Raw genomic sequence first — 12,221 nt, forward strand, 5'->3', positions numbered from 1 at the left:
CGGGCCGGGGCCCCGCCCCGGACGCCCCGCCCCCAGGACCTGCCTCCTGCCCTCGCCCGGGGCACCCGCGGCCGAGACGCGGACGGGGGCGACCCGCCTGGCGTTGACACCGCGTGCCAGGGCTCCTAGCGTCTCCTCAGCTGAAGCTACTAAGCGGTTGCTCACCTCTGGGCGACCGCGTCTCAAGGGCGAGGAGATCCAGCATGTCCACCACCGAGCAGCGCGTCGCGATCGTGACCGGAGGGGCCCGGGGCATCGGCGCGGCCACCGCCGTACGGCTGGCCGCCGAGGGCCGTGCCGTCGCCGTACTCGACCTCGACGAGGCGGCCTGCAAGGACACCGTGGAGGCCATCACGGCCGCAGGCGGCAGGGCTCTCGCGGTCGGCTGCGACGTCTCCGACGGCGCGCAGGTGGAGGCGGCCGTCGCCCGCGTCGCGAGCGAACTCGGCGCCCCGACCATCCTGGTCAACAACGCCGGTGTGCTGCGCGACAACCTGCTGTTCAAGATGACCGAGACGGACTGGGACACCGTCATGAACGTGCACCTGCGCGGTGCCTTCCTGATGTCCAAGGCCTGTCAGAAGCACATGGTGGAGGCCAAGTTCGGCCGCATCGTGAACCTCTCCAGCAGCTCGGCGCTCGGCAACCGGGGCCAGGTCAACTACTCGGCCGCCAAGGCCGGCCTGCAGGGCTTCACCAAGACCCTCGCCATCGAGCTCGGCAAGTTCGGCGTCACCGCGAACGCCGTCGCCCCCGGCTTCATCGCCACCGAGATGACCGCCCAGACGGCCGCCCGCGTCGGCATGGGCTTCGAGGACTTCCAGGCGGCCGCCGCCACCCAGATCCCGGTCCAGCGCGTCGGCCGTCCGGACGACGTCGCCAACGCCATCGCCTTCTTCACCGGCGAGGCCGCGGGCTTCGTCTCCGGCCAGGTCATGTACGTGGCCGGCGGCCCGCTCAACTGACGGTTCCACGAGAGGCAGGGCGTAGGACATGACGTACAGCGGTATCGACAGCGGCAAGGTCGCGCTGATCACCGGGGCGAGTCGGGGCATCGGGTACGGCGTCGCCGAGGCGCTCGTCGCCCGCGGCGACCGGCTCTGCATCACCGGCCGCAACGAGGAGGCCCTCAAGGAGGCCGTCGAGCGGCTCGGCGCGGACCGGGTGATCGGCGTCGCGGGCAAGGCGCACGACGAGGCCCACCAGGCCGTCGCCGTCGAGCGCACGATGGAGGCCTTCGGCCGCGTCGACTTCCTGGTGAACAACGCCGGCACCAACCCCGTCTTCGGGCCGATCGCGGACCTGGACCTCGGGGTGGCGCGGAAGGTCTTCGAGACCAACGTGATCTCGGCGCTCGGCTTCGCCCAGCGGACCTGGCACGCCTGGCAGAAGGACAACGGCGGCGCGATCGTGAACATCGCGTCCATCGCCGGGGTCTCCGCCTCGCCCTTCATCGGGGCCTACGGGATGAGCAAGGCCGCCATGGTCAACCTCACCCTCCAGCTCGCGCACGAGATGGCGCCCGGGGTACGGGTGAACGCGATCGCGCCCGCGGTGGTCAAGACGAAGTTCGCGCAGGCGCTCTACGAGGGCCGGGAGCAGGAGGCGGCGGCGGCCTATCCGCTCGGCCGGCTCGGGCTCCCGGAGGACATCGGCGGGGCCGCGGCGTTCCTGACATCTGCACAAGCGGAATGGATCACCGGGCAAACTCTCGTCGTCGATGGCGGGATGTTCCTCAATGCCGGGGTCCACTGACCGATAATCGGACATATTTGCCTCCGAAAGAGAGGTAAATGCGTATCGAATATGCACGGAACCGGTCAAGTGCCTCACGAAACCAACCCATTGGATTCGTGGGGCACTGCGGTAGGGTCTGCCGCACCCCTGGCTGATCGAGGAGCGTGCACGTGTTCAACCGGACCAGATGCCTGCAGATCTCTGCGGCCCTTGCGTCCATATCCCTGCTCGCCGGATGCGGCCTGCTGTCGGAGGACGACGGCGACGATATGAAGAGGATCGTCGTCGGTACCACGAGCGCACCGAGCACCCTCGATCCCGCGGCCGCGTGGGACGGCTCCTGGGAGCTGTACCGGAACGTCTACCAGACCCTGCTGGCCTTCCCGACGGGCTCCAGCAAGCCCCAGCCCGACGCGGCCCAGAACTGCGAGTTCACGGACGCGGCGAGCCAGGCCTACCGCTGCACCCTGCGCAAGGGCCTGAAGTTCTCCAACGGCGAGCCGCTCGACGCCAAGGCGGTCAAGTACTCCCTCGACCGGATCAGGACCATCGGCTCCAACGTCGGTCCCAAGGGACTCTTCGGCACCCTCGACAAGATCGAGACGCCGGACGCGCTGACGGTCGTCTTCCACCTGAACACCTCGGACGCCACCTTCCCGTACGTCCTCGGCTCGCCCGCCGCCTCGCTCGTCGCGCCCAAGGACTACCCGGCCGACAAGGTCCGCGAGGGCGACAAGGTCACCGGCTCCGGCCCGTACGTGCTCGACTCGTACAAGGAGGGCGCCGAGGCGGTGCTCACCACCAACACGGGCTACACGGGCTTCGCCAACCGCAAGAACAAGGCCGTGACCATCCGCTACTTCGCGGACTCCCCGAAGATGGTCGCGGCGCTGAAGGCGAAGGAGATCGACGCCACCTACCGAGGCCTGTCGGCCCCGGAGATCACCGACCTCCAGACCCCCGCGGCGCACGCACTGGGCGTCCAGGTCGTCGAGAACGTCGGCGCCGAGATCCGCTACCTGGTCTTCAACCCCAAGGACCCCTCGGTCGCCAAGCTCCCGGTCCGCCAGGCCATCGCCCAGATCGTCGACCGCGGCGCGCTCGTCTCCAAGGTCTACCAGGGCACCGCCGAGCCGCTGTACTCGATGGTCCCCAAGGGGGTCGTCGGCCACAAGACGCCCTTCTACGACAAGTACGGCGCCGCGGACGTCGCCAAGGCCAAGAAGATCCTCAGGGACGCCGGGATCACCCAGCCGGTCGAGCTGACCTTCTGGTACACCACCGACCGCTACGGCTCCTCGACCGCCGACGAGTTCACCGAGCTCAAGCGTCAGCTGGACGAGAGCCAGCTGTTCCGGATCAACCTGCGCAGCCAGCCCTGGAAGACCTTCCAGACCGGCTACAAGAGCGGTGAGTACCCGATCTTCGGCCGCGGCTGGTTCCCCGACTTCCCGGACCCGGACAACTTCATCGCGCCGTTCGTCGGCAAGGAGAACGCGGTCGGCACCCCGTACGAGCCCAACCAGATCCTGACCGAGCTGCTGCCGAAGACCCGCCGCGAGGGCGACCGCTCGGCCGGCGTCCAGGAATTCGAGCAGGCCCAGAAGATCTTCGCCGAGGACGTCCGGCTGCTGCCCCTGTGGCAGGGCAAGCTGTACGTCGCGGCCCGTGAGGACATCGCGGGCGCCGAGCGGGCGCTGGACCCGCAGACCGTCATGCAGATGTGGGAGTTCTACCGCAAGACCAGCTGGTAGTACGTGCACCGATGCGTCGGCCGCCCTGGGCGGCCGACGCATTGTCAGTGGGCCCCGGTAGGTTCTGGAGCAGTTGCACGAGCAGTCGCACGAACTTGTACCGGAGGTTGTCGCCGTGACCCAGATGCTGCCCGAGTCCTGGCTCCCCGTCCTCGGCGGAGAGCTGGACCAGCCCTACTTCAAAGAACTCACCGAGTTCGTCGAGAAGGAGCGGGCGAACGGGCCGGTCTACCCGCCCCGCGAGCAGGTGTTCGCGGCCCTGGAGGCCACTCCCTTCGACCGGGTGAAGGTCCTCGTCCTCGGCCAGGACCCCTACCACGGCGCCGGCCAGGGCCACGGCCTGTGCTTCTCCGTGCAGCCCGGGGTCAAGACCCCGCCCTCGCTGCGCAACATCTACAAGGAGATGAAGGAGGAGCTCGACCTGCCCGTCCCGGACAACGGATACCTGATGCCGTGGGCCGAGCAGGGCGTCCTGCTGCTCAACGCGGTGCTCACGGTCCGGGAGGCCGAGCCCAATTCGCACAAGGGCAAGGGCTGGGAGAAGTTCACCGACGCCGTGATCCGCGCGGTGTCCGAGCGGCCCGACCCGGCCGTCTTCGTCCTCTGGGGGGCCTACGCCCAGAAGAAGCTCCCGCTGATCGACGAGGACCGGCACGTGGTCGTCAAGGGCGCCCACCCCTCCCCGCTGTCCGCCAAGAAGTTCTTCGGGTCCCGGCCCTTCACGCAGATCAACGAGGCCATCGCCGCCCAGGGACATGAGCCGATCGACTGGCGGATCCCCAACCTCGGCTGACCTCCCCCCGCGCCTCGGCGCCATTGCCGGTACCTCCGGCTAGCTTCTAGATGATCAGACCGGAGCAGGTCTGGCAGAGCAAGCCGGAGGCCGCCGTGACGGAGCAGCAGGAGGCGTCGGAGGACGCCGTCATGACCAGGATCGGCCAGGCGGTCATCCTGCTGCACGCCGGGGACCGCGAGGAGGCCCGCAACCGGCTCGGGGAGATCTGGTCGGAGATCGGCGAGCAGGGGGACTCCCTCCACCGGTGCACCTTGGCCCACTACATGGCCGATGCCCAGGACGACCCGGCCGACGAGCTGGCCTGGGACCTGCGCGCCCTGACCGCTGCCGCCACCGCCGACGGGCCGGGTGACGAGCCGGACGACGGACCCGGGACCGGGCCGCCCCAGGACGGGCGGCCCGTACGGGAGGAGCCGCATCCGGCCATGCGGGTGTTCTACCCGTCCCTGCACCTGAGCCTGGCCGCCGACTACGTGAAACTGCAGCGGCCGGAGGCGGCCCGGATCCACCTGGCCCGGGCCCGCGCGGCCACCGGGGCGCTGTCCGACGACGGGTACGGGAACGGCGTACGGGCCGCCATCGCCCGCCTGGAGCGGCGCCTGGCCGCGGAACCGGGAGCCGGGCCGGGGCCCGGGACCGGACCCCGGCCGTTCCCCGAGCAGTCCCCGTAGGACACCCCTGTGCCCGCGGGCGGTCAGTCCCCCTGGACGCCCGAGCAGATCCGGGCCTCCGGACTGTCGGGATGCCAGTGGCCGTGCCTGCGGCCCAGCGCGCACACATCGGCCGGCCGCGCCGGAAGCTTGCGGATCAGCTCGCGCTCCACCTCGGCGTCGGGCCGGGGACGCTGTGGACGGCCTCCAGGGCGCCCGGAGACGGGCTCGGCGGCCCGTCGGGGCTCCGGGATGTCCGGGACCGGCGGCGCCTCCCGTACGGGCCCACCGGAGCCGTCGGGTACGGGCCGCTGCGCGGACCGCTGGGCGGGCGCGGGGGCCGCCGGGGCCGCGGGCGCCCCCGGGGCGCTCTCCACCGCTTCCAGCGCCTCCAGGGCGGGCGCCCGGACGACCACGGGGGCGGCCCCGGGCCCGCCGCGCGGCTCATGGCGGGGCGGTACCCCGGCGGCGGGGGCCGCCGCGGGCTGCACGGGTCCGGGGCTCACATTCACACAGCCGGAGACCGCCGAGACGGCGCAGGCGACTCCGAGCAGCAGCGTTGTCGTGGTTCGGGTTGGATGCACCCGCGCAACTCTGCTGTGCGAGGACCCCGTTGCGAAAACCCGCGGGCGATATTCACCCCGCACGGGTGACGGACCCACCCGCCGTCCAGGGCCTTGCCCGAGCCGCGCCGGCTCCTCCGGAAAGCCGGCAGGGACGGATCAAGGGCCTGTCTTCCGGATCATGCCGGGCCCGCGACGCCTGGCACCGCACCTCGCCGCGTTCTCGTCGGTCGTCGATGCTCCGCATGGACTCCCCCCTCGGCCTTGCGATCCACGGCACCGGACGCCGCGGGCTGACCCGGCCTGATCCGAAAGACAGGCCCTAGTCGCCGGTGGCGCCGTCGATCTGCTCGCGCACCAGATCCGCGTGGCCGTTGTGGCGCGCGTACTCCTCGATCATGTGGGTGTAGACCCAGCGGAGGCTGAACACCTCGCCCCGGTGGTGGCTCTCGGCCTGCGAGACCAGGTCCAGGGAACGCCCCGCGGCAGCCTGACGGGCCAGTTCGACCTCGGTCTGCCAGACCTGCTCCGTCTCGGCCCAGGTGGCCTTGTCGGTGAAGTGGAAATCGCCGTCCGGATCCTCGCTCGTGCAGAACAGCTCGGGCAGGTCCTCGCCCAGCATGACCTCCCGGAACCAGTACCGCTCCACCTCCGCCATATGCCGTACGAGGCCCAGGAGGCTCAGTTCGGAGGGCGCGAGCGGGGCCCGGCGCAGCTGTTCGTCCTGGAGCCCCTCGCACTTCCAGACGAGGGTGGCACGGTGGTAGTCGAGCCACCCGTCCAGCATGTCCCGCTCGTCGGCGGTGGTGGCGGGTTCGGCGCGATGTGATCCGGAGCTGATGGTCATGGGGCTCATCCTCGGCGAACAGGGCCCCCGCCACCAGGGATTAAGCTGCTGGAATCCCACAAGGAACCAACCTGGAGGCCCCGGTGAAGGTCGGCTGCATCGGACTCGGCGACATCGCGCAGAAGGCGTACCTGCCCGTCCTCACCACCCGCCCGGGCATCGAGCTGCACCTGCAGACCCGGAACCCCGACGCCCTGGAGCGGGTCGGCGACACCCACCACGTACCGGCCGCGCGCCGGCACACCGATCTCGACGCGCTGCTCGCCGAGGGACTCGACGCGGCCTTCGTGCACGCCGCCACCGTGGCGCACCCCGAGATCGTGACCCGGCTGCTGGAGGCCGGCGTGCCCACCTACGTGGACAAGCCGCTCGCCTACGAACTCGCATCGTCGCGGCAGCTCGTGGAACGGGCCGAGCGGCTCGGGGTCTCCCTCGCCGTCGGCTTCAACCGGCGCTTCGCCCCCGCCTACGCGCAGTGCGCCGACCACGCCCGCGAGCTGATCGTCATGCAGAAGAACCGGGTCGGGCTGCCCGAGGACCCGCGGACGCTGGTGCTGGACGACTTCATCCACGTCGTCGACACGCTGCGGTTCCTCCTGCCCGGCGAGGCCGACCACTTCGACGTGCGGGCGGTGGTGCGCGAGGGGCTGATGCACCAGGTGGTGCTCCAGCTGTCCGGCGCCGGCTTCACCGCCCTCGGCATCATGAACCGGCTGTCCGGCTCCACCGAGGAGATCCTGGAGGTGTCCGGGCGCGACACCAAGCGGCAGGTCGTCAATCTCGCCGAAGTCATCGACCACAAGGGTCAGCCGACTGTGCGGCGCCGCGGGGACTGGGTCCCCGTCGCCCGCCAACGCGGCATCGAGCAGGTCGTCGACCACTTCCTGGAGGCGGTCGCGGCGGGCACCACGCTCAGCGCCCGCGACGCCCTGCGAACCCACGAGCTGTGCGAGCGGGTGGTGAGCTCGGCTCTGGAGCAGGCCTCCTGAGGGACCGGCTGCCCGCCACCGCGCAGTACACCGCGAGGGCGGCGAGGGCCGCGGTCACCGGCCAGTCCCCGAAGCGGACGTAGAGGGTCGTGCCGCGGGCGAGGGGGACCTCGTACACGGCCGCCGTGCTCGCGGACGTGGGCAGAGCGGCCCCGACCCGCGCGCCGGACGGGCCGCTCACCACGCTGATGCCCGTCAGGGTGGCGTGCACCATCGGGCGGCCGTTCTCGGCCGCCCGCAGCGCGGCCAGCGAGGCGTGCTGGGCCGGGGCCCAGCTCTCCTGGAACGAGGAGGTCGCCGACTGGGCGACGAGCAGGGAGGCCCCGTCCCGGGTCAGGCGCCGGCTCATGTCCGGGAAGGCCGACTCGAAGCACACCAGCGGGCCGATCCGGACCCCGCCCGGCCCGTCCGGGCGGGCGGGAAGGTCCATGACCACCGGGGCGTCGCCGCGCACCCGGTCCTCGCCCGCCGCCTTGCCGACCGAGGTGGCCCAACCGAACAACGCACGGGCCGGCACGTACTCCCCGAAGGGGACGAGCCGCATCTTGTCGTACCGGTCGCCCGTGGGGCCCTGGGGGCCCACGAGGACCGCGCTCTTGTAGATCCCCGGGCGGTCCGCCCTCCGCGCGTCCACGTTCACCAGCAGCGGAGCCCCGACCTCCGCGGACAGCGCGGCCAGCCGCCGGGCCAGGTCCGGACGGGCGCTCAGGTCCGCGCCGACGCTGCTCTCGCCCCACACCACCAGATCGACCCGCTGCCCGGCCAACGGCCGCGTCAGCCGCTCACCGACGTCGAAGCGCCGATCCGCGCTGTCCGGACCGTCCGCCACCGGACCCGGCTGTACGACGGCCACGCGCAGCCGGCCCGATTCCTCGGGCCGCGCCGCCCACACCCACACCGCTCCCGTCAGCACCGCGCAGCCGGTCATCCCGGCCACCGCCGGGATCCGCGCGCCCGGCACCGCGATCAGCAGCACCAGCGCGCAGTTCACCGCCACCACCAGCAGGCTGACCAGCCACACCCCGCCCACCGAGGCCAGCCGCAGCGCCGGCGCCACCTGCCACTGGCTCGCCCCCAGCAGCCCCCACGGCCCGCCCAGCCCCTGCCAGGACCGCACCAGCTCCGACAGCAGCCACGCCGCCGGTACGAGGACCAGCGCGCAGCCGGCCCGGCCCGCCGCCGGGGTTCCGCCGAGGAGCTCCCGCACCAGGAGGGCCCAGGGGATCCAGAGCAGCCCGAGCAGCGCGGCCACCGGGATCAGGAACACGTGCAGGCTGGGCAGCAGCCAATGGTGGACGGCCAGGATGTACCCCGCGCCGCCGAGCCAGCCCTCCAGCGCGGCCCGCCGCCCGGTGGGGGCCGACCGCAGCAGCAGCATCCAGGGCACGAGGGCGGCGTAGGCGAACCACCAGAGGGCGGGGGCCGGGAAGGCGAGGGCCGGTAGCGCCCCGGCGGCCACGGCGGCGGGCGCACGCCATCGAGGGGACCACCACCGCATGCGCATCATGATCATGGCGTGCCTCCGCTTCCAGTGTGGCAGTGCCGGACGTCCGGGCCAGTCGAGCGGTCCCGGTCCGGCTCAGGCGGTCATGTGCCGCCACTTCTCGTGCACCGTGACGCGGGTGAGCCGCCAGCCGTCACGGGTGCGGGCCAGCGCGAAGCCGTAGCGTCCGGCGGCGACGAAGTTGGGGGAAGTGATCGCGGTGTCGGCGTCCGGTCCCGCCAGCCGCATGGGATTGAGGAAGTCCGCCCGGACCTCGGCGCTGTCCCCGGGGGAGCCGCCCACGTCCTCCACCCGGATCAATCGGTTCACGATCAGGTGCTGGCGGACGGGGAACAGCGTCATCGTCTCCGCCAGCCAGTCCGCGACCTCCGCGACCGAGCCCTCGATCCCGCCGGCCGAGCTGTAGTCGACCCTCCCGGAGGCCGTGAACAGGGCCCGGTACGCGGCCCAGTCCCCGTCGTCGACGGCCACCGCGTAGCCCGTGACCACCTCGTCGATCGCCAGCCTGTCCATCACCGTCGCGAGATCCACACGCTGAGTCATCGGGTCAGTCTGGGGCTGCGCGGGCGCGAGGCCAAGGGCCGTGCGCCCACCGGATCTTCCCGCGGCCGGTCAATGACCGGAACGGGACTCCCGCTGCCGGACCACGACGAGGAACGCGTCGCTGTCCAGGTCCATGACCACCTCCGCCTGTACGCCCTCGCGCATCCGCTGCGCCGCGTACTCCTCGGCGGGCCAACTTCCCCGCGGACTCCCGGCGGGAAACCGCTCCAGCACCACTCGACCCATGGGGCACCCCCTGCGTTCGCCTTCCACTCTCTTCAGGCACAACGACGCACAGGCCGCCCGGGAACGTTCCCGAGCGGCCTGCGGTTCACGCGAAGAGGTGGTGCGGGGCCCCGCTAGGAGCCGGACTCACCCGCGTGCGGGCTCAGCACGTCCGTGCCGATCAGCACGAACAGCAGGATGCCCAGGAGGATCCGGTAGATCACGAAGGGCATGAAGCTCTTGGTCGAGATGAACTTCATGAACCACGCGATCACAGCGTAGCCCACGAAGAAGGCGATGACCGTCGCGAAGATCGTCGGGCCCCAGGAGATGTGCCCCGGGTTCTCCACGACGTCCTTGATCTCGAACGCTCCCGAGGCCAGCACGGCCGGGATCGCGAGGAGGAAGGAGTAGCGGGCCGCTGCCTCACGGGTGAAGCCGAGCAGCAGACCGCCGGAGATCGTCGCGCCGGACCGGGAGACGCCGGGGATCAGGGCCATCGCCTGGCAGACACCGAAGATCAGACCGTCCTTGACGCCCAGCTGCGCCAGCGTCTTGCGCTCGCGGATCGCGCGGTGCCGGCCGCCTTCCTCGTCACGGGCGGCCAGCCGGTCGGCGATGCCCAGCACGATGCCCATGAGGATCAGGGTGGTGGCCGTCAGTCGCAGGTCGCGGGCCGGGCCCACGATCGCGTCCTTGAAGACGAGACCGAGGATGCCGATCGGGAGCGAGCCGACGATCACCAGCCAGCCCATCTTGGCGTCCTGTTCGGACCGCAGGGCCTTCGTGTAGAGAGAGCGGAACCAGGTGGAGACGATCCGCGCGATGTCCTTGCGGAAATAGATCAGCACGGCGGCCTCGGTGCCGATCTGGGTGATCGCGGTGAAGGCCGCTCCTGGGTCGTGCCAGCCGGCGAACGCCGCGGTCAGCCGCAGGTGGGCGCTGGAGGAGATCGGGAGGAACTCCGTAAGCCCCTGGACGAGACCGAGGATTAGGGATTCGAACCAGCTCATGTCGGGGTGCGCTCGTCCTTGTGATCGTCGGGCAGTTCGCGTCCGATGCTAGGGCCCGTGCGAAGCGGCGCTGACCACAGGGGGGTGTTGGGGTACCGGTTCGGGCATCCGACCCTCGGTTCGAGGGGGCGTCAGACGGTGTCGTTTGCGCCACGCGAGGACCCCGCCGCCCACCAGCGAGACGACGATGAAGCCGAACGAGACGAGGAACGCGGGCGATCCGGGAGAGGAGGCACTGGCCCCCGCGATCACGTACGCGGCGGTGTTCGGCACGACCCCGATCGCCGTGGCGAGGAGGAAGGGACCCCAGCCGCACCGCGACACCGCGGCGCAATAGTTGGCCACCACGAACGGCATACCGGGGAAGATCCGCACCGCCAGGATCGAACGGAAACCGTGCCGGCTGAGCTGGCCGTCGGCCGCCTGGAGCCAGCGCCCGCGCAGGAACGGCCGCAAAGCCTCCTGGCCCAGGACCCGGCCCAGCCCGAAGGAGATCGCACCGCCCAGCACCGTGCCGCCGACCGCCGCGACAAGGCCGAACTGGCTGCCGAAGACGGCTCCCGCGGCCAGATTGAGCAGGGGGCGCGGCACGAGGGCTGCCGTGCACACGCCGTACGCGGCTGCGAACAGCAGGACCGCCGTGCCCATCGGGAGCCCCGGGGGCCAGCCCTCCGAGAGGATGCGCTGCGGCTCGTACCGCAGCACGCACACGCCGGCCGCGACGAGCAGCACGACGAGCACCGACAGCCGGGTCCACGGCGCGAGGAGGAGGGACATCCCGGGAGACTAGCCCACGTATACGGCGGTGCGCCGTAATCTGGGCCTCATGCAGTCGAACGACCGGCGCCCTCCGCGAGTTCCCCGCAGCGCCCTCGCGGACACCCTGCTGGAGCGGCTGCACCAGGCGTACCCGCCCGCCGCCGATCCCGTACGGGCCCGGGCGATGGGCGCCTACATGAAGGACGTCGCGCCCTTCCTCGGCATCCCCACCCCCCTGCGCCGGGAACTGTCGAAGACCGTGACGAAGGACACTCCGACACCGTCCGAGACGGACTGTGCGGCGCTCGCGCTGGGCTGCTGGCTCCTCCCGGAGCGCGAGTACCAGTACTTCGCGGTGGACTATCTGCGCCGCCACACCGCCCGCTGCTCCTCCGGCTTCCTGCCGGTGGTCCGGCACCTGATCGTCACCGTCCCCTGGTGGGACACCGTCGACCTGCTCGCCGCGCACACGGTCGGACCGCTGGTAGCCGCCGACCCGGAACTCGCGGCCGTGACGGACGAGTGGATCGAGGACGAGAACACCTGGCTCGCCCGCACCGCCCTGCTCCACCAGCTCCGTTTCAGGTCCGCCACGGACACCGACCGGCTCTTCGGCTACTGCCGCCGCCGGGCCGGCCATCCGGACTTCTTCGTGCGCAAGGCCATCGGCTGGGCCCTGCGCGAGTACGCGAAGACGGACCCGGCGGCCGTACGCGCCTTCGTCGAGGCCGAACGCGGCTCCCTGGCCCCGCTGTCGGTCCGCGAGGCGCTCAAGAACCTCTGACCACGCCGAAATTCGCTCGACGGGTCCCGGACCGTCCGGCAGGATCAGGGGCATGAA

Annotated in this window: 14 protein-coding genes; 7 read left to right on the plus strand and 7 right to left on the minus strand. The window is 71.4% G+C overall.

Going from position 1 to position 12,221, the window contains the following annotated elements; genetic code table 11:
* Positions 1–203: 203 nt before the first annotated feature.
* The 5 genes from fabG (at position 204) to ACWG52_RS31160 (ending at position 4,958) form a co-directional block, all read left to right on the plus strand.
* Positions 204–965, plus strand: a complete 762-nt coding sequence (gene fabG / locus ACWG52_RS31140; RefSeq protein ID WP_266388907.1) for a 3-oxoacyl-ACP reductase FabG — start codon at positions 204–206, stop codon at positions 963–965.
* A 28-nt stretch (positions 966–993) separates the two neighbouring features.
* Positions 994–1,755, plus strand: a complete 762-nt coding sequence (locus ACWG52_RS31145; RefSeq protein WP_030770413.1) for an SDR family oxidoreductase — start codon at positions 994–996, stop codon at positions 1,753–1,755.
* Positions 1,756–1,907: 152 nt separating this feature from the next.
* Entirely contained in the window at positions 1,908–3,491 is a 1,584-nt protein-coding gene (locus ACWG52_RS31150) for an ABC transporter substrate-binding protein (RefSeq protein ID WP_389808359.1), read from the plus strand.
* A 124-nt stretch (positions 3,492–3,615) separates the two neighbouring features.
* Positions 3,616–4,284, plus strand: a complete 669-nt coding sequence (locus ACWG52_RS31155) for a uracil-DNA glycosylase (RefSeq protein ID WP_386020520.1) — start codon at positions 3,616–3,618, stop codon at positions 4,282–4,284.
* 95 nt (positions 4,285–4,379) lie between these two features.
* Positions 4,380–4,958, plus strand: coding sequence for a hypothetical protein (locus ACWG52_RS31160; protein ID WP_386020519.1), 579 nt, complete (start codon positions 4,380–4,382; stop codon positions 4,956–4,958).
* A gap of 23 nt (positions 4,959–4,981) precedes the next feature.
* On the opposite strand, the gene ACWG52_RS31165 is transcribed toward ACWG52_RS31160, so the two are convergent.
* Both ACWG52_RS31165 and ACWG52_RS31170 read right to left on the minus strand, forming a co-directional pair.
* Complete coding sequence (locus ACWG52_RS31165) at positions 4,982–5,521, minus strand: hypothetical protein (protein ID WP_389808362.1); 540 nt, start codon at positions 5,519–5,521, stop codon at positions 4,982–4,984.
* Between the two features lie 301 nt (positions 5,522–5,822).
* The gene (locus ACWG52_RS31170) at positions 5,823–6,347 is read right to left on the minus strand and encodes a DinB family protein (RefSeq protein ID WP_389808365.1); all 525 of its coding nucleotides are present in this window, start codon (positions 6,345–6,347) and stop codon (positions 5,823–5,825) included.
* 83 nt (positions 6,348–6,430) lie between these two features.
* On the opposite strand from ACWG52_RS31170, the gene ACWG52_RS31175 reads away from it, so the two are divergent.
* Positions 6,431–7,336, plus strand: a complete 906-nt coding sequence (locus ACWG52_RS31175; RefSeq protein ID WP_389808368.1) for a Gfo/Idh/MocA family protein — start codon at positions 6,431–6,433, stop codon at positions 7,334–7,336.
* Here ACWG52_RS31175 and lnt read toward each other — a convergent pair.
* The 5 genes from lnt to ACWG52_RS31200 all read right to left on the minus strand — a co-directional run bounded on the left by lnt (position 7,260) and on the right by ACWG52_RS31200 (position 11,398).
* Positions 7,260–8,849: an apolipoprotein N-acyltransferase gene (gene lnt / locus ACWG52_RS31180; RefSeq protein WP_389808370.1), complete on the minus strand. Its 1,590-nt coding sequence runs from the start codon at positions 8,847–8,849 to the stop codon at positions 7,260–7,262. The two genes, ACWG52_RS31175 and lnt, sit on opposite strands and share 77 nt — an antisense overlap.
* Positions 8,850–8,915: 66 nt before the next feature.
* Complete coding sequence (locus tag ACWG52_RS31185) at positions 8,916–9,383, minus strand: nuclear transport factor 2 family protein (RefSeq protein WP_389808372.1); 468 nt, start codon at positions 9,381–9,383, stop codon at positions 8,916–8,918.
* Between the two features lie 69 nt (positions 9,384–9,452).
* Positions 9,453–9,629, minus strand: coding sequence for a hypothetical protein (locus ACWG52_RS31190; RefSeq protein WP_167745548.1), 177 nt, complete (start codon positions 9,627–9,629; stop codon positions 9,453–9,455).
* A 113-nt stretch (positions 9,630–9,742) separates the two neighbouring features.
* The gene (locus tag ACWG52_RS31195; RefSeq protein ID WP_390169018.1) at positions 9,743–10,621 is read right to left on the minus strand and encodes an undecaprenyl-diphosphate phosphatase; all 879 of its coding nucleotides are present in this window, start codon (positions 10,619–10,621) and stop codon (positions 9,743–9,745) included.
* 48 nt (positions 10,622–10,669) lie between these two features.
* Positions 10,670–11,398, minus strand: coding sequence for a TVP38/TMEM64 family protein (locus tag ACWG52_RS31200; RefSeq protein WP_389808377.1), 729 nt, complete (start codon positions 11,396–11,398; stop codon positions 10,670–10,672).
* 49 nt (positions 11,399–11,447) lie between these two features.
* On the opposite strand from ACWG52_RS31200, the gene ACWG52_RS31205 reads away from it, so the two are divergent.
* Positions 11,448–12,164, plus strand: coding sequence for a DNA alkylation repair protein (locus ACWG52_RS31205; RefSeq protein WP_389808380.1), 717 nt, complete (start codon positions 11,448–11,450; stop codon positions 12,162–12,164).
* Positions 12,165–12,221 lie beyond the last annotated feature (57 nt).

The sequence above is a fragment of the Streptomyces sp. CLCI03 genome (genome assembly GCF_053615355.1).